Raw genomic sequence first — 20,464 nt, 5'->3', positions numbered from 1 at the left:
ACCCCTTCATTGCCCGCTGCCGTGAAACCATGACCATCCTGCCGGCGATCACGACAATCGAGCGTTTGTGCGCGGACGCGCTCGTCGCCGCCGAACGTCGGATCGAGAAGCGGATCGCGGCCCGTCTCGATCCCGTCGCCTGTGATGGGCTCGACAGACTGACTACCGAGATGCTGCCGGGGGCGATCAGCCGCTTCATCTGGCTGCGCCGGATTGAGCCGGGCAACAACTCCGCCGCGGCGAACCGGCTGCTCGACCGACTCGAGTTCCTGCGCGCGATGAACCTCAATGATGGTTTACTTGCCGGTGTTCCACCGCATCGCGTCGCCCGGCTACGCCGGCAGGGCGAGCGCTACTTCGCCGATGGCCTGCGCGACCTCGGCGCCGATCGGCGCCGCGCTATCATGGCGGTCTGCGTCATTGAATGGGTCACTGCGATGGCGGATGCGGTGATCGAAACACATGACCGGATCGTTGGCCGCACCTGGCGCGACGCGAAGCAACTGCATGACGCGCGGGTCGTAGAAACCAGAGGCGCTACCACTGCGACTTTGAACGGCTTCACTGCACTCGGTCAATCATTGCTCGAAGCGCATGGCGACGGCGCGTCGCTGGAAGATGCGGTCGCGCGCGGGGCGGGATGGGAACGGCTCACGAGCCTCGTCGCTACGGCCAAGACGTTGACGGACACCTTGGGCGACGATCCGCTGGCCCATGTTGATCAGGGGTATCACCGCTTCCGTCGGTATGCCCCGCGCATGCTGCGATGCCTCGACCTCAAAGCTGCGGCGGTTGCACGGCCTTTGCTGGACGCGGCTACCGTCATCGCTACCAAGGGCGCAGTTCCGGCGGCCGACGATTTCTTGCGCCCGCATTCCAAATGGCGGCGACAATTGCGGGCGAAGGGCGATGATGATGCCCGCCTCCGGGAAGTCGCGGTCATGTTCCACTTGCGCGACGCGCTGCGCTCGGGCGACATATGGCTCGATCGCTCGCATCGGTATGGTGACCTGCGCCACGTCCTCGTGCCGACGGCGGTCGCGCATGCCGCGAAGCTAGCGGTCCCGTCTGACCCGTATGTCTGGCTGGCTGACCGCAAGGTGCGTCTCACCGATGGCCTTGCCCGGCTCGGTCGCGCCGCGCGCAGCGGTACAATTCCGAAAGGCAGCATCGAGGACGGCACGCTGCGCATTGATCGCCTCACCGCTGACGCGCCGGATGGGATCGAGGATCTGGTGCTCGATTTGTATCGCCGGCTGCCGCCCGTCCGCATCACCGATCTCCTGCTCGAAGTCGATACCGCGCTGGGTTTCACCGATGCCTTCACGCATCTGCGCACCGGCGTGCCGTGCGGAGACCGGATCGGCCTGCTCAACGTCCTGCTCGCCGAGGGCCTGAATTTGGGCCTGCGTAAGATGGCAGAGGCTTCCAACACTCACGACTATTGGCAACTCTCCCGTCTCGCTCGCTGGCACGTCGAAAGCGAGGCGATCGACCAGGCGCTGGCCAACGTGGTCGCGGCGCAAGGGGCGCTGCCGATGGCCCAGGTCTGGGGTATGGGCAGATCCGCATCGGCCGATGGCCAGTTCTTCCCCGCCGCACGGCAGGGCGAAGCGATGAATACGATCAACGCCCGCTACGGCAACGATCCCGGCATCAAGGCCTATACCCACGTCAACGACCGCTTCGCGCCGTTTGCATCGCGGACCATTCCAGCCACGGTCAGCGAAGCACCTTATCTACTCGACGGGCTGACGATGAATGAGGCAGGGCGACGGATCGAAGAGCAGTACGCCGACACTGGCGGGTTTACCGATCATCTGTTCGGGATCAGCGCGATGCTCGGCTACCGCCTTGTACTGCGCATCCGCGACCTCCCATCCAAACGACTGTACGTGTTCGACCCTGCCGCGACGCCGAGCGAATTGCGCCCGCTGGTGGGCGGCAAGGCGCGTGAGGCGCTGATCGTTTCCAACTGGCCCGATCTGTTCCGCTGCGCCGCCACCATGAGCGCTGGACAGGTCGCGCCGAGCAGCATCTTGCGCAAGCTCGCCTCCTATCCGCGCCAGAACGATCTTGCCTCCGCGCTGCGCGAGGTGGGCCGGATCGAGCGGACGCTGTTCATCATCGAATGGATACTCGACGTCGGCATGCAGCGCCGTGCACAGGTCGGCCTCAACAAGGGCGAGGCACATCATGCGCTGAAAAATGCCCTGCGCATCGGCCGTCAGGGCGAAATCCGCGACCGCACGACGGAGGGGCAGCATTACCGGATCGCCGGCCTCAACCTGCTCACCGCCATCATCGTCTACTGGAACACCCTGCACCTTGGCCATGCCGTTGAGGCCCGGCGCCGCGAAGGGCTCGATACCCCCGACCATCTTCTCGCCCATATTTCGCCGCTCGGATGGGCACACATCCTCCTCACTGGCGAATACCTTTGGCCCAAGGACGCCGGCGCTTAGGGTGTCATTCCGCCCTCAGCCGGAACCGACCCCTCATAGGGCATTATCGGAACAAACATGGAACACAGGGGGCGTGTCAAGCGCGATCCTGTTCCGCGCTGATCGACGGTTCGGGGGCGGTGCCAAGAAACCGCCGATGCGCCAGCGCGATCCGGCGCGTGGCAAGGTCGAGCAGGCGCGCGACCCGCTTGCGCATCCGTTCCATGCTTTCGCTATCGACGCTCGCCGCTCCGAACAGCGAGATGGCGATCTCGATCTGGGAGGCGCCTTCCTGCTTCATCGTCCATGCCGCCAGCGCGTTCATCCACCGGAGCGCGAGCGGATCACGCTCATAAAGGCCGGTTGGCAGCCGGCCCAGCCGTACTACGGCTTCGAGACGATGGAGGGTGAGCAGCCGCGCGCGGAGGCGGTGGAAGTCGGTGAGGTCGTAGTGAAGCCGCACCGGGCCGCGGGTCAGGCTGTCGCCGCTGGTTTCGAGGCGAAGGTGACGCGGGCCATCGGCGATCACCGCTCGTTCGCGTGCGCCTTCGCGCAGGATGGTGGCGGCGACCGGAAGCTTCAGCAGGTCGAAGGTATCCGGTCCAGGACGGGGGGCGGCGGATGCGCGAACGGGCAATATCGCGGGATCGTCCGCCGCGGGCCAGAACAGGCCGAGCAGCGGGTCGGCGTGCGCCCCCGGATCGGCAAAATCGCAGGCGGTTGGCCCGCAGCGGCAGTCGGCCGGCATCCGCCACGAGGAGGATCAGCGGCGGATCGGCGCGCATGACGCGCCGTTCGACCAGCGGGACGGCATGGCCGGTCGCGCGGGGATGGCGGGTGGCGAACAGGGCGTCCAGCCCGGTGCGATCGACCCAGAGGCGCGAGCGGCGGGCATCGCGGTAGAAGTCGAGCGCGTGCGAGACGTGCGGAACCGGTCTTCCCATCGTCGGTCTCCACCGGCGCGATCCGGGCGAGCGGTGCGTCGGGCAGTCGGGGAGCAGCCGTCATTCAGGGACGAATGACGCCGCCCGTGAGGCATGGCGGGAGCGCTCGCCGTCCCGTCATGCGGCGGGTCAGGACGGTCCGATCTCGATCGCAAGCCTGACGGTGTCGAGCCAGCGTGTGGCCTGTTCGCGCAATGCATCGTTCGGCAGCACGAAGACGCGCCGCGTGTCCACGGCATCGGGGACGCGGCGGACAAGCCCGCCCTCCACCAGCCGGTCGAGATGGCGCAGGGCGGAAGTCTTTGGCACGCCGGTGGAGGCGCACAGGCTGGACACGTCGATCGGTCGCCCGGCATGGTCGGCGACATAAAGCTGGAGGATCATGTCCCAGGCCGGTTCGCCGAACGCGACCGATGGAAAGCTGTCCTGCCGGCGCTGCCGGTTCCTGAGGATGATGCGCGCCAGCCCGTCGCGTTCGTCCGCCTCGTCGCCCGTGTCCCGCCTCGCGGCGAGGATCACGGCTTCGACGACGGATCGTGGCAGTTCGAGTCTGACGCTGATGCGCTGTTCGTCCGCGAGTGGCATGATGGCCTTACTCCAGATCGTGTGATTTCATCGGCATCCGCCGGAAGCCGCACGCAGCCGAGCGCGAGAACGAACAGGGCGAGATAGGCATAGATGCCCAGTCCGTTCACATACCCGATCGCCATGCTGCCCGGCAGAAAGCGGCCTATGACGCTGGCGAATATGTCGCCGAGTGCGAAACCCAGCGCCCAGATCGGCCAGAAGCGGGTCGTCGTCGTGGCGAGGCGGTAGAAGGCGAACGCCACGCCGGCATCGATCGCGAGGATCACCCCGTCCATCGGTGCCCATGTCGCGATCCCCGACGACCGCGCCGCGCTCGACAGCAAAGCGCCGGCGAGGTTGATGCAGGCTCCCCATCGCTCCGGGCGACCACCCCGCGCGAAGGCGTAGGTGCAGACCGCGACCAGCGTGACGTCATAGGCCATCGCGAGGAGGAACGATCCCGTCATGACGGACTCATGCTCTCCCCATCTGCCGCCCGCGGGTCAGGCGGCGGCGTGTTCCGGTTCGGTGCCGGTGGCCGGCTTGGGATCGCCCGTGCCCCAGTCGGTAGCGGTGAGGCCGAGCGCCGTGCCGGCCCGTTCGATGGCGTGATGGGCACGCAGGCCAAGCTGATGCTGGCTTTCGACCAGCGCCGACAAGGCGTTCACCGTCGCCTTCGCGGTCGCGTGGTTGAAGCCGGGCGCGAGCCCTTGGGTCTCGGTGATGTCGAGCGTGGTCACGAGGAACTGCGCGGTATCGCGGGTCGCCCGCACGATCGCATGTTCGGCGCGGCGCAGTTCGTCCGCGGCGAGACGGCTCGATGTCGACAACGTGTTCATGAAACCTCCTTGGGCGCATCGCCCGGCTATGCGTGGGTGCCGAGGAGGAAGGAGATCGCGATGATGAGCATCGCGGCAACGGTGACGGCCATGGGAATACCGATCGAGACGATCAGCGCCCATGATATCACCTGCTGCCGCGTCATCACGTTGAGGGTCCCGGCCCTGCTCGGCATCACCCACGGAAGCGGCCAAAGCGGCTGCGGTCGAGACGCATAATTAGAACCCCCGGGGTCTAAAAGCTGGACCCGGCGCTCATAGTCGTGGAATTGACGGGCGGCCTCGATGCGTCCGTGGGCGCCGAGCTTCCGGCACGCCTTCTTGATCTGGCCGTTGATGGTGGACTCGGTTTCGCCGGTATGGAAGGCGATCTCCTGCGAACTACAGAGATTATGGACCATGCGGAGATAGGTCCGTTGGCGCTCTGTAAGAGTCTCGAATCTGCCGTCCATGTCCTTCATCGCTCCGCCGTGCGTTCGATCCCCTAAATCTGGTTGTTACGGATCAATATCAATCCAAGGTAAAGCAGGGGAAGCGAAGCGTCGACGGCAGCCGCGAACCGCTGCTGGACCGAGGCCGGGGCGAGACCACGCGAATTGACCAGCTCGGACGGCGCGGCTGAAGAAGCGTTCGCCTGGCGTCCGCGAAATGCCCTTCGAGCGTCGAGCCGGTTGCTGCCGCTGCGGCTCCGCGATCAAAAGCGGCACGAAAGATCGGGCCACCGCCTACAGGTCTCGCCCCAATGTCGTCCTCGTTCGCCTTATTGGATCTCGTTCCGCGGCAAACCGCCGCCCCTTGAGACGCGAAAGGCCGTAGCAATTCGCGCCGGTCCGGCGCCGAACTTGGGTTGCGACTTGGGTTGTGGGATCGAAAGCCGGAATTTAACCAATGAAATCAATGACTTTTGGCGGAGCGGGAGGAATCTTTAGCCCGCATTTAACAAACTGAGAACAAACAATACTTTTTGTAGAGCAGTAGATTGCCCCACATTTTTCCCCACACTCTATGTGAGATTATTTGAAGCGGCGTGAGCCTTCCGCCGAGATGGTGAGTCGTGGTGGAGTGGGAAGGACCCAATGCCCTCCTTTCAATAATCCGGTGCTCGTTCTCAGTTTCATACCCCCCGTTTAAGGCCTGCATACGGCACAGGCCGAAGGGTCGATGCCCACTTGGCGGATCAAAACAGCCGGTTCAGTAGCCCGGGTTCGCTCGCCTTTAGGCGATCGAGCATAGTGTTGACATAGAACATGTCGGGACTGGCGACGGCGGGAAGAACGATGACGGCGTAGTCGGGCAGGTCACGGTCAAGGGTGAACACGACCAAGCCGACGCCGTGGATGCTGCACAGTGAGGTTAGGCGGTTCATGTCGTCACTGCTCGTGGTGCGCGGCACGACAATGTAGCTTTTGTGCGAGAACAGGCGATAGGCGACCGCCTGGCCAAAGGCGACAACGGGCTGGGCAGGTGTGGCCTTGATCTCGGCAGTGACGATCTGCGGTTCGAACTTGAAGATGTCCTGCGCGCGCGGCTTCAGCACGCCAATCACATCGGGCGTGCCCCATTTGCCGCCCAGGCTGCTGCCGCCCAGCGCTCCCGCCACGGTGACCTCGTCATTCTCCTCCAGCCATTCGGCGAAGCTGGCGTAGAAATCCTGCTCGGAAACCGATGCGGCGGTGCAATCGGGAGTGTCGATAGGTACGGGGATGGCGGCAACCGCCTCGTCCTGCGCCACGGCGTCGACCGCCTCGGCGTCGGCATATTTGGCGAGCTGATAGGTGCCGCGCGCGATCTTGACGATGCCATCGGCGCTCTGGAACAGCAGATGCGTCGCGCCGCGCACGCTGTTCGAAGGCGTCTCCGGATGCGCAGCGGCGATTAGCTTGAGTATCTCGGCCCAACGCAGCCCGCCGGGGTGCTGATCGAGTATCTGGCGGACCTCGTCATTGATCTGCTTGCGGTTGAGTTTTGCCAATGCTGTTCCCCGGTTCAGACGGTGCGAGCGCTGTCGCCGAATGCCTGATGAAGCATGGCGGGAAGCAGGGCCGCAAGTTCCGCCGCGGCAGCGGTTTGGGCCAAACGCGCCAATCGAGCTTTGGCCTGCAGGCCGTCAAACCAGTGCTGTAAGTCGAGCGCCGGGACGGGGACAGCGACGCTTTCGAGCGCCTTGATTCCTAAGGTGCGATTTCGCCCAGCTCCCCCGGGAGATGCGCGATTAAGAGCCAACAGTCCCGCGGGGCTGAGAAACCAGTAGCGTAGGAAAGTGGCGGTCGCCAAATCAGATGCAGGAACGCATGACAGAAATCGATGCGACCCCACCCGCTGCTCGTCCTCATCGCGCGCGACCGCAACCGCGCCCTCCCAAGCGAAAACGATGTTGAACAAGAGATCGCCGGACATAATGCTAAATAGCTTTTTGCTGCCTACATCTATGCCGGTAAGCGGCGGCTTATGAAATGTTCCTCGGCCAAAGGAACGGACCCCTAGTTCAGGATACACCGCATCAGGATCAATCCGCACGGGACGACGGACCAGCGGGGCCACTTCAGACATGGGACGGAGCGGCGCGTCGGCGATGATGCGGGCGAAGGCGGCCGCCAGCATCGCGTCGATTTCAGCATCGACGCAGGCAGCTCCACGCGACCGCACCTCGATCGCGTTCGCTGCCGCATCCAACTTTTCCACCACCCGGCGCTGTTCGGCGAGGGAAGGAACGGGGACTCTATAGCTAAGAACGTTCGCAGGCCGGACTGCCGCATAGTTCGTTGAGCCGACTGCATGAACCTGACTGAAAAATTGGTTCGATCGGGAATACCAGCCAAGAAACTCTCGATCGAGACGGCCCTCGTCGACTTCGAAAAGAAAATAATGGCTGCTTACGACTGCACCATTCAAAGTTTCAGGAACCAGCCCATATCCACCTGCCTTGGCGTCTATCTCTGCGACGAGGAAATCACCCGATCGGCAAACCTGCTGCTTCTTCGTTTTGATCTCACTTCCGGGAACCGCATCGCGAAGCACAACCCCACGGGCTCCAGTCTGGACGCGACAACGCTTGTACGTAGCCTCGTCATCAATCGTGATGAAGGACTTACGCTGCCGAGCGACCTCCCCCAGCGCCACCATCGGCCAGGTCATGCCGCGTCGCGCTCCGCTACTAGGGAGCGCAATTCTTCCATGATCGCCAGTACCTCGACTTCCTTTTCCAGCGCCGCCGCCACGATCTGGCTGGGCGTGCGGTGGTCCTCCACCGCCTTGGTGTTGGGGTTCTTCTGGTCGAGGTTGACGGTGCGCACCGCGCCGGCCCCGTCGCGTTCGATCAACGCCGGGGCGCTGACCTTCCAGGCGCGCGGATCTTCACCGCGCACGTCCCACCAGGCGATGAGGTCGGCGAGATCGGCCGATTGGAGCGGCGCGGTCTTGCTGTATTTTTTGCGGCCTTCCGGCGCGGGCTGTTCCCAGAACCAGATCTCGCCGGTCGGCCCGGTGGTGTCGAAGAATAGCAGGTTCGACGCGATGTCGGTATAAGGTGCGAACACACCTTCGGGCAGGCGCACCACGGTATGCAGGTTGAACTGTTCGAGCAGATCGGCCTTGATCCGCGCGCCGACGCCGTCACCGAACAGCACGCCATGCGGCACAACGACCGCTGCCCGCCCTCTGCCCTTGCGCTTCAGCCGCCGCATGATGAGCTGGAGGAACAACAAGGCGGTTTCTGAAGTGCGGCGATCGGCGGGGAAGTTGCCGAGGATGCCCGCCTCTTCCTCGCCGCCAAAGGGCGGGTTGGAGAGGATCACGTCCACCCGCTCGCGCTCGCCGATCTCGGTCAGGCGGAAGCGCAACGCGTTGCCCGGATCAATGTCCGGTGCCTCCAGCCCATGGAGCAGCAGGTTCATCTGCACGAGCAGATAGGGTAGCGGCTTGGCTTCGCCGCCGAGCAGCGAACCAGCCTGCAACTGCCGGCGCTTTTCCACGCTGTCCGCCTGGGCGGCCATATGAGCATAGGACTCGGTGAGGAAGCCGCCGGTACCGCAGGCGGGATCGAGCACGGTCTCGCCGATCTTCGGATCGATCCGCTCGACCATGAAGCGCACGACGGCGCGGGGCGTATAGAATTCACCACTGTCGCCGGCCACGTCGCGCATCTCGCGCAGCAGCGTTTCGTACAGGCGGCCGAGCGTGTGCATCTCTTCCGAGCTGTCGAACTGGATGCCGTGGACGAGGTTGATCACGTCGCGCAGCAAATAGCCGCTTTCCATCCGATTCTGCACGCCACGAAACACGGTGGCGATCACGTCGCGCCGGTCGCGCCCCCCATTGGTGCCGCGCAGGGAGCGAAGATAGGTGAACAGGCCCGGGCCAGTGGAGCCATCCGGCCGGGTCGCTTCCTCGGCGTTGATGAAGGCGAGAAGGTCCGGCCCGGTGATGCCGTCCTTGTCCGCCGCCCAGTCGCGCCAGCGATACGGCGCCTCGATGGCTGCATGGAACGGCTGGCCTGCCAGTTCAGCTTCGTCGGCGTGGACGCGCTCCATATCGTCGAGGAACTTCAGGAACATCACCCAGGTAAGCACCGGCAGTCGATCGAGATCGCCGTTTAGCCCCTTGTCCTTGCGCATGATCTTGCGCGCGGACTTCACGATGGTGTCGAGACGTTGGGCGGTGGTCTGCGGGGTAGTAGTACGCGGCGCGCGGGCCATCAGGCGGGATCTTCCCAAGGATTGAGGAGCGGAACGCCGGTTGCGATGAAGTCGGCGGTATTGCGTGTTACGACGGTGAGGCCGTGGACAAGGGCGGTGGCAGCGATCATCGCGTCGCGCTCGGGACGTGGATCGGACACGTGCAGCGCGGCGCAACGGCGCGCAACGGGAATGTCGACCGGGAGGATGCGGTCGGCAAAATCGGCCATCACGCGATCGTCCATCCACACGCGCAACGTGCCGGCCTGAACGGAATCACGGCGATCCAGAAGCAGGATGCCACGTTCGATTTCGAACACGGTGATCGTGGAGAGAAAGAAATCGGCCAGGTTGATCCGCCCGGCCCAGGCAAGGACATTCGGATTGCCCTGGTTCGGACGGCGCAGCGCAGAGAGGGCATTGGTATCGAGCAAGAACATCAGTCGAATTCAGCCGGACGCGATACGAAATCCATCTTGGGCGGATCGAAATCAAAATCGCCGCCATTCCAATCGGCCAGCGCATCGGCCAGCGTTCTGCCCTTGCCGGTCAGCCTCTGATATTCCTCGATCGACAGCAGGACATGCGCGGGACGGCCGCGATCGGTAATAAAAACGGGGCCGTTCAGCGCCGCTTTCTTGGCGCGAGCGGCGTCCTGATTGAACTCCCGGCTGGTAACGCTGGTGATGCTCATGACGCCCTCCTGGCACTTGACGATATGTTGCTACATTGGCGGTGGAGCAGTGAAAGTCAAGCCGCGTAGAGTGCCTGATTGAGCGCGTCGACGGCCTGCCGCATCGCCTGCGGGCCGCCAAATCGGCGCGCGATTTCGCTGGGATTGCCGAAATCTGAGACCGGCTGCACCTTCAGTGCCTGAGGGAGCACCAGTTCCTCGGCACCGCCGCCCGCATAGCGATCGAGCAGCGCATCGAGGATCGCGCGGGCATCATCGCCATATTTGCCGAAGAGATCGGTGTCGCGCACCCGGCGCGCGCGCTCCGCCCGAGTGGTGAGCGGGGCATTCCAGGCAAGGTGGCAGATCAGGTCGAACGGATCGTCGTCCGGGCGCCCGGCTTCCTGCGCAAGGGCGTGAAGATCGATGCCGCGTTCGGCCAACGCGTCGATCACGGCGCCGCGCTTGTCCGGCATCGCCCACTCAGCCCGGAACGCCGCCGGGGTGGCGAACAGCGTGCGCACCTTCTCGCCCGTCCAGTCGGTGAGCTTGCGGCAGGTTAGGCGTTTGCCTTCAGCGTCGAGGTCGTAGACCATGTGCGCGACGACTTCGACCTCGCCGCCGTCGACGTAGAATTTGCGGGGAAGGCCATCGTCTTCGTCGTCCGGCGGCACGTTGGTGGAACCGCTCGGTTGTTGATCGGGAGCCTCTCTGGCCGGCGCTTCGTCTTCGACCGTTTCCGTCGTGACGATCTCGCCCGTTTCGTCGATCTCGGTAGTGGTTTCAGCGCTCGGCTCCCCGTCAAAGGACGGGTCGGCGAACTTTTCGGTGGCGGTACCGGTATAGTCGAGGATCGAGAACCACAGCTTGCCGTAATCCTCCCGCATCCGGGTGCCGCGGCCGATGATTTGCTTGAATTCGGCCATCGAGCCGACCACCCGCGCGAGCACGACATTCTTGCAGGTCGGGGCATCGACGCCGGTGGTAAGCAGTTGCGAGGTCGTCAGGATGACCGGCGTGTCCGCCTCGACATCCTGGAAGCGGCCGAGCATTGCTTTGCCGATGTCGCCTTCGTCGGCGGTGACGCGGGCGACATAATCGGGGTGCCGCGCCACCATGTCCGCGTTCAGCCGCACCAGCGCGGCACGCATCTCGCTGGCGTGATCCTGATCGACGCAGAAGACGATCGTCTTGGCATAGCGATCGGTGTTCTTCAGGAAATCGGTTAGGTGCCGGGCGATGGCTTCGGTGCGTGCGCGGAGCGCAACGGTGCGCTCGAAATCGCGGGTCTGGTACTCCTCGTCGGGCACTGCGCGGCCGAACCGGTCAAGCTCCCCGGCGCTGGGTCGCCACCCGACGGCATCAAGATCGGTGACGATCCGGTGTACGCGGTATGGGGCTAGGAAGCCGTCGGCGATGCCCTGTGCCAAGCTATAGGTATAGAGCGCGTCGCCGAAATAGCGGTACGTGTCGCGGCTCTCTTCGCGCAACGGCGTGGCGGTCATGCCGATCTGATAGGCGGGCTCGAACCATTCGAGGATTTCGCGCCAACTGCTGTCGGATCGCGCGCTGCCGCGGTGGCATTCGTCGATGACGATAAGGTCGAAGAAGTCGCGGGCGAACTCGCGGTAGAGGCCGGGGCGCCGCTCGTCCGCCGCGATGGCCTGATAGGTAGAGAAGTAGATGTCCCGGCCATGGCTGACCGCGCCTGCGCCGAGCTTCCACCGCGCGTCACCAAATGGCGTGAACGTCTTGTCCTTCGGATCATCGACCAGGATGTTGCGATCCGCCAGGAACAGAATCTTCGGTCGGCGGTGGTCGCCACGCTTGTTCCAGGCGGCCGACCAGAGCCGCCAGCAAATCTGGAAGGCGACCGCGGTCTTGCCGGCGCCGGTGCACAGGTTAAGCAGCAAGCGGCGCTGACCACCGTGAATTGCCTCCAGCGAACGGTTGACCGCGATCTCCTGATAGTATCTCAGCGGCCGGTCCGCGTCGGGGAAGCCAGGCTCAAGAATACGCTCGGCTGCCGGTTCGGCCAGATCGAGCCGATCACATAGCCGCGCCCATAGTTCGCTCGGCGTCGGGAAGTCCGAGCGAACAAACTCGGTCCCTGCCGCCATGTCGATTTCAATGATTTCGTGGCCGTTGCTGGCGTAAGCGAAACGCAGACCCAGCACCTCTGCATAGTCACGCGCCTGCTGCACGCCGTCCTGCGCGGATCGATAGCCGGCCTTCGCCTCGATAACGGCAATAGGATAATCGGACCGATAGCGCAGAATGTAATCAGCGCGCTTCTTCTGGCCGCGCCGTGGCTGACCACCAACGAACATCACGCGACCATCGGTGAAAGTACGCTGTTCTTGGATCGCACACGGCGCATCGTCCCAGCCGGCAGCTTGCAGGCGGGGGACGATCAGCTTGCGACAGGTATCTGCTTCCGTGACCATGATTTGACCGCTGTTGTGCCGGGAACGCGCGACGATGGCAAATTAATGATGTGGCGATCCCCGGCGTTCCCGGCCAACCCAATCCAAGCCATTTAGCGGACTCATCGCGTTTCCCCGAAACCTGCCGGTCATTCAACTTTGTCAGCGAGATCCCAAAGTGGCCCACGGCATCAATAATTTCGGTATGCAGCCGCGTTTCGCTTCGATTGGCGAGCCGCCACTTCATTAGAGAAGGCTAGGACATAAAATGTCTCGATCGCGCGCATCAAACTGGTGCGTCTGGCGCAACTGCCTTCGCCTTCTTCTTCCCGGCACCCACACCTGGCTTCTTAATCCACGCGAAAGCCACGCCGTAGCCGAGTTCGTTGGCAATCCGCCTCGCGGCATGACGAAACGAGATCAGGCTGAAGAATGGCAGCTTCAGGTCCTTGCCCGGTGCGGAGTTGACCAGCACGCCGAAAACTACCGTGAATTTAGAGGTATCGAACGGCTGGTCGGCCGCCGGGATAATGTCTTTGAAGACGGCCCCGCCTGGCTGAGCCACTATCTTTGCTCGAACCGCGTCGCGAAACTTGCCGTCACGCTTCAACACGACACTCGACACCAAGCCTTGGTTGAACAAGTGACTGAGCTTCGAAGACTCAGATTTGTCCTTGATATGGATGAGCGCGCCACTCTTGGAAAGGAAATCGCATACCTCAATCGGCGAGGAAGCATCACTCGGTTTCACAAGTTGGACGTCCAACGACAACAAGTCACCGCCTGCTTTTCCTAGCGCAGCATTATAAGTTTTCTCGTTGTCTCCGGCGGCAGCCGCCGGCAAGTCGACCTTGGCGACATCATTGAAGTACGCCTCGACCTCCTCCGCGAGGGCGTTGTCGATCTTGTACCAGCGCCCTCCGGACAAGGTGTATGTTGAGCCTTCCAGCTTCGTTTCGTAGACTAAGCAATCCCGCATCTTCCAAGATGAACCGGCGGATGTCCCGTCGTCGTCGACTTCCTGGACGAAATGGCTGTCGAGCATGTCCGCCGTGTAGGCGGCCTTGCCCTTGTCCTTCAGGCCCTGAAGGTAATGCGCCACCTCTAAATCAGGATAGACCAGACGCGAGCCGTAACCACGAAAGGTGACCGATCCACCCTTGTCTGGATCGTACATGGCAGGAAAGGCCAGGCTGACCTCATCAACTTCGGATGCGTTTTTTACGAGCGCTCCCGTCATCGTATCGACAAGGCTTGCTTCGAGCTTGGCGAGCGTTCCTTGATCACGAACATGCCTGATGTGGTCGATCCAGCCGAACTCAGCCTTGTACGCCTCCTCGTTGTATAGCTCGAATGCCCTCGCGCAGATCGTCGGCAAGTCACCCACCGCCGCCTTGCGGCGAACCGACAAGCTGTCGCTCCCGCTGATACGTGTCGCAAATGCCTTGTCCTTCGGTTCGCCGAGCAAGCCTCTGACGATGTCCCGTTCGGGGTCGATTTCGAACACCGTTCGCTCGGCGCCACGACTCGCCTGCGATCGACGATTCAGCGTGTTCGCGTCTGGTGTGCGGACATCTGCACTCTTCAGCTTGCGATGGTCGACGGCATTAAGAACCACGCGGAGGCCGAAGTCCTGCTCGATGGCTGCGGCGTCAAGCTTCGCATGGCCAAGCCCAAAAGCGATAGCGAACCAGCGTTCCGCCGCCCTGACGAAGACCAGCCCGTAGCTTGAATGCTGGAACAGGTCAGCCTTCTGCCCTTCCGTGAGCCCCAAGAAGTCCGCCCAATTTGGCGTACCACCGCCAACCGGCCCAGCTGCGATCTTTGCTCCGGCTAGCGAAGGTAAGTCGCTCAGGACAACGCCCGCACGCACAGCGTCCGCCGGCTCCACGCCCTGCCGTATCAGTCGCAGCGCCAAGTTCTGAGTTCTTTCAGCCACGGTGAAATTTGACGCTTCCAACCCGGACGAGTCAACTCATCAAAGAACAATGAGTTTGAGCCAATACGGATCGTTCTCTTCGGCGAAACCTCGTAGTCACTAGACTTCGCGCAATGGATCAAGTGACGCTGCTGCCCGAAAGTCCGCAGTAGACGGCTATTCATGGATGCCGCTTTCAATGAGGCGGCAGCGGTCTGGCAGCCCATTTCGATGCGGTCATCTACCTGGTGGGGGATAAGCGCTTTTGACCAGTAGCTGACGTTAGCCAGCAGTTCGGGTAAACGGCAGCTTCGGAAGCGCTGCCAATCAACTTGAATGACGAAAGTTATGGCGCGTAGCTACCGTCTGACGGCTGGTGAACGAACGGCTGGGAACGCAATCCTTCCGGCCCAAAGCGGCTGTGCCGCAATCCTGAAGGGTTTCGGATGCCGGCAGGCGTACGAAAGTCTTGGAAGCCCGAACCCGCGGGCCACAAGCATGACCTATGGGGAATTCGGGTTTTGGCCTGCTCGTGCGTTGGTCGGCACGGCAGTTGCGGGCAGGATCCTGGATGCGGACGGTCTGTATTTAGGTCGCCATGACGGGCTCACCAGCGCGGCAAGTTCGGCTTGGGGCGAGGTAGCCACCCCGCTGATGGCGATCTGCGCAGGTGGCATCGGCACCGCAAGCACGGAAGCCGCGGAGTGGGGTGCTGCCAAGCCGTGCCGGGTCACGACGCCAGTCTCTCGGGTGACCGCGCAGCAGATGGCGGCGCGCGGGGGTGGCGCTGACGTTCGAAGGTCTCGACGACGACCATGTACCCGCCGCAGCACGGACATGCCGGACGAGTGTCATCCAGCTCGGCCGGCGCATCGACCGTGGCCGGCGGTGCCACCCCGAGCAGCTGACGGACGTGGCTGAGCACGACCTTGCGGGTGGCTCCAGCGAGCAGACCGTAGTGGCGGATGCGGTGAAAGCCCTTGGGCAGGACGTGGAGCAGGAAGCGGCGGATGAACTCGTCGGCGGCAAGGGTCATGACCTGCTGCCGGTCGGCGCCACCCCGACGGTAGTCCTTGTAGCGGAAGGTGACGCCGGTTTGGTCGAAGCGCAGCAGCCGGCTGTTCGAGATGGCGACGCGGTGGGTGTACCGCGACAGGTAGGCGAGCACCGTCTCCGGCCCGGCGAACGGCGGCTTGGCGTAGACAACCCAGCGCTTCTTCCTGACCGGCGCCAGGTGCCGCAGGAAGGCGCGCCGGTCACCGAGGTAGGCGAGGCTGCCGTAGAACGCGAGCCGCCCGGCATCATGCAGCGCCATCAGCCGGGTGAGGAACAGACGGCGGAACAGCTTGCCCAGCACCCTGACCGGCAGGAGGAACGCCGGGCGCGATGACACCCAGCGGCTGCCGTCAGGCGACAGGCCACCACCCGGCACGATCATGTGGATGTGCGGGTGGTGAGTCATCGCCGAGCCCCACGTATGAAGCACGGCGGTGATGCCGATGCGGGCGCCAAGGTGCTTCGGGTCGGCGGCGATGGTCGTCATCGTCTCGGACGCCGCCTGGAACAGCAGGCCGTAGATCGCCGCCTTGTTCTGGAGCGCGATGTCGGCGACCTCGGCCGGCAGCGTGAAGACGACATGGAAGTAGCCGACCGGGAGCAGGTCGGCCTCGCGTTCGGCGAGCCACGTGCGCGCGGCTGCCCCCTGGCACCGCGGGCAGTGTCGGTTGCGGCAGGAGTTATAGGCGACCCGCCAGTGGCCGCAGTCGGTGCAGGCCTCGACGTGCCCGCCCATGATGGCGGTACGGCAAGTCTCTATCGCCGACATGACCTTCAACTGGTCGAGGCTGAGGTGCCCGGCGCGGGCGGCCCGGTACGCAGGACCGGCAGCGCGGAAGATGTCGGCGACCTCGAGTGAGGCGCGCAACGCCGCTCAGCCCTTGGGTACCCTCCCTTCCGCAGCAGTGGTTGCAAGCCGTTCAAACGGGCTGGTCACGTTGCGCAGGACCCGCGTGGCGGCCTGGGTGTAATAAGCGGTGGTTTCCAGCTTGGCGTGCCCCAGCAGCGTTTGGATGATGCGGACGTCGATCCCGTCCTCGAGGAGGTGGGTCGCGAAACAGTGCCGCAAGGTGTGCGGCCCGACGCGCTTGCCGATACCCGCCGCCACACTTGCCTCCACGACGATGCGGTGCAGCTGCCGGGTGCTGAGCGGCTTGAGGTAGTGCTGGCCGGGGAACAACCAGCCGTCGACGTGCAACACGCGCTCCCGCCGACCGACCCGCCACCACTCTCGTAGCAACGCCAGTAGTCCGGTCGGTAGCATGGCGTTGCGATACCGCCCGCCCTTGCCGCGCTCGACCCGGAGCAGCATGCGCTCGCTGTCGATGTCACGGACCTTGAGGGCGGCGACCTCGGCCGCGCGCAGTCCCGCACCATAGGCGACCGACAGCGCCGCCTGATGCTTGAGGCATGTGGTCGCGTCGAGCAGCCGCGCTACCTCGTCCCGGCTCAGCACCACCGGCAACTTGCGCTCATGCCGCATCCGGACCAGCTTGCGCGCCAGGTCCGGCCGGTCGAGCGTCTGCGTGAAGAAGAACCGCAGTGCCGACACGATGGCGTTCATGGTCGGCGCCGGGACATCCAGCTCGCCTTGCTCGATCTGGAAGCGCCGGACGTCTTCTGCCGTTGCAGTGTCCGGCGAACGCCCCAGGAATGTCGCGAACCGGCCGACATCGCGGATGTAGTTGCGCTGTGTCTCGCGCCCGAAGCGCCGTATGTCCATCTCGTCGATGAGACGCTGGCGCAGCGGGCTGACGGCAATTGGAACGAGTGTGGTCATGGCAGGGCTCCTTCTGGTGGAGCCCCCATGCTCTGCCTGCCTCCCGAAACGCTCAACCGGCGCGCAACGCTCGTTACATCACCTCAACCGTGCCCCGCACGCCCTCCCGCGCAGCGGGTTCGTGCTTCCACCCGTTTTTGCCTGATTGCAGACCGTCTGCACTCGAGGATATTCTGGGCGGCACGAGCTGCCCCGCACTAGCACTACATCCCGATGCCGAGACCACGACTGCGGGTTCGCCCGATCATCTGCTCAAGCTCCCGGCCAACGCTGGCGCCGGCATTGTTGCCAAGACCCAGCCGCGCCTTGCGATTGCGCAGGATGGACTCGACCTGTGGATCACGCTCGAGGCCCTTGGCCATGCCCATCATCCGGTCTGCGACCCGGTTGGCTCGCGTCTCCTCATGATCGCGCATTAGCAGACGCCGCTGTCGCTCGAGCGCCTGCCAGCGCTGGACAAAGACATCGGCGCGTAGCGCAGGATTGTCGCGCATCTCGGCTTCGAGCTGCATGGCTCGGATCGCTGCTGTCGTGCGTCCCTGTGCGGTTTCCCCGATCAGACGCAGATCACACGCCATGGCCCGTTCGAGATTCTGCGAAGCTTGCGGGGCAAACGTGTCGAGCAACGCTCGGCTCGTCCGCAATTCGTGACGCTGCTCCGGTGTGTATGGCGCACCGATGCTTTGCGCGTGCCGCATGGCCTGGACGATGCGACCATGGCGGGCCACGGCATCGCCAAGCTCGGACGCGCGGGCTTGTGCCGCGATGACAGGCTTGCTCGGCGAGGGCGGCGTGACGGGATCGAGCGACGGCGTTGGAGGCGACCTGCGCAACTGCAGGCCATCGAACATGTTACGTTTCGGCGCCGGTGTGTCGTGCTGATCGCGGATGTCGCGCCGCTCCGCAAAGGCGCGCGACACCTGGGCCGTAGGCTCTCTCGCATAGTCCGACGCCATGTCCTTGCCCCGCTCGCGCGACAGCGTGGCGGCAAGCCGGTCATGGTCGGCAAAATCATCCCGGCCATAGTGGAGATCGACACCCTCACGATGCCGTGACATCGCGACATAGACAGCGTGCCGATCGAGCCCCGGCGTCGCCAGCACATGCACCCGGTCGACGGTCATGCCCTGCGCCTTATGGATGGTGGCAGCATAGCCATGATCGACAGCGGCATAATCTTTGAGGTCGAAGGACACGGGCGTGCCGTTGTCGAGCATCACCGCCATGCGGGTTGCGGTGACGCTTTCGATCCGACCCAGCGAGCCGTTCTTGACGCCAAAGCCGCGTTCGTTGCGGCCGAACATCACCCGGTCGCCGGCGGCAAAGTGCCGCTCGCCCTTCTCGACCTGTAGGGTGACATCATCACCGAGTTCCTGTCGGGCGCGCAATCGCCCGCGCGCTGCCTGGTTGAGCAGCACCACCTCGTCATTGGTGTGGGTGAGGATGATACGGCTGGCGTCAGGCTCGGCCTGGCGTTGCCGGTCCCAACGGTCGATCAGATCGACCCGGGCGGCCTCACGCGTTTCGGCGACATGGATCGCGTCGTGCTGCTGATACGCGCCAAGCGCTTCCCCAGTGCGCTCGGTGGCGAGCTGCCGCGTCGCCGTGCGCTGCCAGTCCTCACGCTGGCGGCGAATGTCAGTAATCTCGATACTGCCATGGCGCTCAGCCACGCTGCGGAACGCCGCGCCCGCTTCGATGGCCTGGAGCTGTTCGGGGTCGCCGACCAGCACCACCTTCGCGCCGCGCCTCTCCGCTTCGCCGATCACCCGCTCGAGCTGGCGGGTGCCGATCATGCCAGCCTCGTCGATGACGAGGATCGACTTGTCGGTCAGGAGTTCACGCCCCTGCCCCCATTGATGCTCAAGGCTGGCAATGGTGCGCGAGGCGATGCCCGAGCCGCCCTCGAGGTTCTCGGCGGCAATGCCTGACAGTGCCAAGCCCTGGACCCGATAGCCGGCGCTCTCCCAGCCATCACGCGCCACACCCAGCATCGCGGACTTGCCGGTTCCGGCATAGCCGACGACGACGCCCAGACTTCGGCCGCTGGTGACGTGATCAAAGGCGCTGCGCTGCTCAGCCGACAGGGTCAGCCCTCGCATCTCGGCACGGACCAGCGCCAGCCTGCGATGCTGATCACTCAGCCCATGGCGACGGCTGGCCTCGAGCCTTACCGTGGCGCGCTGCAGCCGCGTTTCGGTGTCGACCATGTCGCGGCTCGTGAAGCGCTCCTGGCCACGTCCATCCTTGCCGAGCTTGACCAGTTCAGGTGAGGATCGGACCGCTGCCATCATCTGGTCGAACTGCTCCTTTCCCTCGCTATGGCGATGAATGAACATCGCCAGGTCGCGAGTGGTGAAGGTTGCCTGCGTCCGGGTGATCGCATCCAAGGCGATGGCCGGGTTGGCGAGGATCTTGTCACCATTGGCGCGGGCAATGGCGTGGTGCTCGGTGAACCGCTCGCTGCTGAGCCCCTGCTCGACCATGCGCGACGCGGCCGGACCGATCTTATGCTGGGGTTCGAGGTCGATCCCTTGCGCTTCCAGGCTGCGGTGATCGACGCGTGCGTCGATGTCGAGTTCGGCCAGCCTGGCATTCACGTGGCCTGCCCAGCGCTCGCGCCAGGCCTCGAGCAGATCAGTGCGGTTCCAGTCGCGGTTCTTTTTGCCGAAGCCCTCCTTGTTCACCTCGCGAAGGGCCAGCATGACATGGGCATGAGGCTTGGGCTCGCCATCGGCGCCTACATCCCAATGCACGTTGAGATCAGCGACCATGCCGCGTGCAACGAACTCGCGGTTTACGAAGTCGCGCGCCAGCCGGATGCCTTCCGCCTGATCGAGCTCGCGTGGGATGGCGAACTCGACCTCGCGGGCGAGCTGGGCGTCCTTCCTGACCTCCACCGCCTCGACCGCATTCCACAGCGCTTCTCGGTCGCGCCACGCCTCGAGCGCACCATCGGGCAGCAGCACTTCGGAATGGACGACGCCGGCCTTGTTGGAGAAGTCATGGTGGCGATCGAGCCGCTGATCGTGCAGCCGCGAGGCGGAGCGATAGGCGGCAGCCGCCAGCGCCGAGGAGCCGTTCGCGCGCGAGATGATCTTGGCGGAGAAATGGTAGATCGCCATGGCGGCAATCCATTTACAC

At 64.1% G+C, this 20,464-nt stretch carries 15 protein-coding genes and 1 pseudogene; 1 reads left to right on the top strand and 15 read right to left on the bottom strand.

Annotated elements, in window-relative coordinates; all coding sequences use genetic code 11:
• Positions 1-5: 5 nt before the first annotated feature.
• A pseudogene (locus LRP66_RS14805) lies at positions 6-2,465 on the top strand (Tn3 family transposase); the annotation flags it as partial.
• A gap of 76 nt (positions 2,466-2,541) precedes the next feature.
• Here LRP66_RS14805 and LRP66_RS14800 read toward each other — a convergent pair.
• From LRP66_RS14800 to traA, 15 genes are all read right to left on the bottom strand, one after another.
• Positions 2,542-3,192 (bottom strand): DUF2285 domain-containing protein, encoded by a 651-nt coding sequence (locus LRP66_RS14800; protein ID WP_230483373.1) that lies wholly within the window; start codon positions 3,190-3,192, stop codon positions 2,542-2,544.
• A gap of 325 nt (positions 3,193-3,517) precedes the next feature.
• Complete coding sequence (locus tag LRP66_RS14795) at positions 3,518-3,907, bottom strand: MarR family winged helix-turn-helix transcriptional regulator (protein ID WP_230483372.1); 390 nt, start codon at positions 3,905-3,907, stop codon at positions 3,518-3,520.
• Positions 3,904-4,422: a hypothetical protein gene (locus LRP66_RS14790; protein WP_230483371.1), complete on the bottom strand. Its 519-nt coding sequence runs from the start codon at positions 4,420-4,422 to the stop codon at positions 3,904-3,906. The genes LRP66_RS14795 and LRP66_RS14790 overlap by 4 nt, the downstream gene beginning before the upstream one ends.
• 36 nt (positions 4,423-4,458) lie before the next feature.
• Positions 4,459-4,794 carry a hypothetical protein gene (locus LRP66_RS14785; protein ID WP_230483370.1) on the bottom strand — a complete coding sequence of 112 codons (336 nt, stop codon included), beginning with the start codon at positions 4,792-4,794 and terminating at the stop codon, positions 4,459-4,461.
• Positions 4,795-4,820: 26 nt separating this feature from the next.
• Positions 4,821-5,255 carry a helix-turn-helix domain-containing protein gene (locus LRP66_RS14780; RefSeq protein WP_230483369.1) on the bottom strand — a complete coding sequence of 145 codons (435 nt, stop codon included), beginning with the start codon at positions 5,253-5,255 and terminating at the stop codon, positions 4,821-4,823.
• A gap of 716 nt (positions 5,256-5,971) precedes the next feature.
• The gene (locus LRP66_RS14775) at positions 5,972-6,766 is read right to left on the bottom strand and encodes a hypothetical protein (protein WP_230483368.1); all 795 of its coding nucleotides are present in this window, start codon (positions 6,764-6,766) and stop codon (positions 5,972-5,974) included.
• A gap of 14 nt (positions 6,767-6,780) precedes the next feature.
• Positions 6,781-7,929: a restriction endonuclease subunit S gene (locus tag LRP66_RS14770; protein WP_230483367.1), complete on the bottom strand. Its 1,149-nt coding sequence runs from the start codon at positions 7,927-7,929 to the stop codon at positions 6,781-6,783.
• Positions 7,926-9,488: a class I SAM-dependent DNA methyltransferase gene (locus tag LRP66_RS14765; RefSeq protein WP_230483366.1), complete on the bottom strand. Its 1,563-nt coding sequence runs from the start codon at positions 9,486-9,488 to the stop codon at positions 7,926-7,928. The genes LRP66_RS14770 and LRP66_RS14765 overlap by 4 nt, the downstream gene beginning before the upstream one ends.
• Positions 9,488-9,907 (bottom strand): type II toxin-antitoxin system VapC family toxin, encoded by a 420-nt coding sequence (locus LRP66_RS14760; protein ID WP_230483365.1) that lies wholly within the window; start codon positions 9,905-9,907, stop codon positions 9,488-9,490. Before LRP66_RS14760 ends, LRP66_RS14765 begins: the two co-directional genes overlap by 1 nt.
• Positions 9,907-10,161: a type II toxin-antitoxin system Phd/YefM family antitoxin gene (locus LRP66_RS14755; RefSeq protein WP_230483364.1), complete on the bottom strand. Its 255-nt coding sequence runs from the start codon at positions 10,159-10,161 to the stop codon at positions 9,907-9,909. Before LRP66_RS14755 ends, LRP66_RS14760 begins: the two co-directional genes overlap by 1 nt.
• A 56-nt stretch (positions 10,162-10,217) precedes the next feature.
• Positions 10,218-12,587 carry an EcoAI/FtnUII family type I restriction enzme subunit R gene (hsdR, locus tag LRP66_RS14750; protein WP_230483363.1) on the bottom strand — a complete coding sequence of 790 codons (2,370 nt, stop codon included), beginning with the start codon at positions 12,585-12,587 and terminating at the stop codon, positions 10,218-10,220.
• A 265-nt stretch (positions 12,588-12,852) separates the two neighbouring features.
• Positions 12,853-14,484, bottom strand: coding sequence for a DUF6119 family protein (locus LRP66_RS14745; RefSeq protein ID WP_230483362.1), 1,632 nt, complete (start codon positions 14,482-14,484; stop codon positions 12,853-12,855).
• A 730-nt stretch (positions 14,485-15,214) separates the two neighbouring features.
• Positions 15,215-16,408, bottom strand: coding sequence for an IS91 family transposase (locus LRP66_RS14740; RefSeq protein ID WP_230483361.1), 1,194 nt, complete (start codon positions 16,406-16,408; stop codon positions 15,215-15,217).
• A gap of 6 nt (positions 16,409-16,414) precedes the next feature.
• The gene (locus LRP66_RS14735) at positions 16,415-17,320 is read right to left on the bottom strand and encodes a tyrosine-type recombinase/integrase (RefSeq protein ID WP_230483360.1); all 906 of its coding nucleotides are present in this window, start codon (positions 17,318-17,320) and stop codon (positions 16,415-16,417) included.
• 203 nt (positions 17,321-17,523) lie between these two features.
• On the bottom strand, positions 17,524-20,445 hold the full coding sequence (traA, locus tag LRP66_RS14730) for a Ti-type conjugative transfer relaxase TraA (RefSeq protein ID WP_230483359.1): 2,922 nt from the start codon (positions 20,443-20,445) through the stop codon (positions 17,524-17,526).
• Between the last annotated feature and the right edge of the window lie 19 nt (positions 20,446-20,464).

The sequence above is a fragment of the Sphingomonas sp. Leaf21 genome, assembly GCF_916858675.1.
GTDB lineage: Bacteria > Pseudomonadota > Alphaproteobacteria > Sphingomonadales > Sphingomonadaceae > Sphingomonas.
The sequence above is the reverse complement of the archived record's forward strand: the minus strand, read 5'-3'. Positions and strand labels throughout refer to the sequence as shown.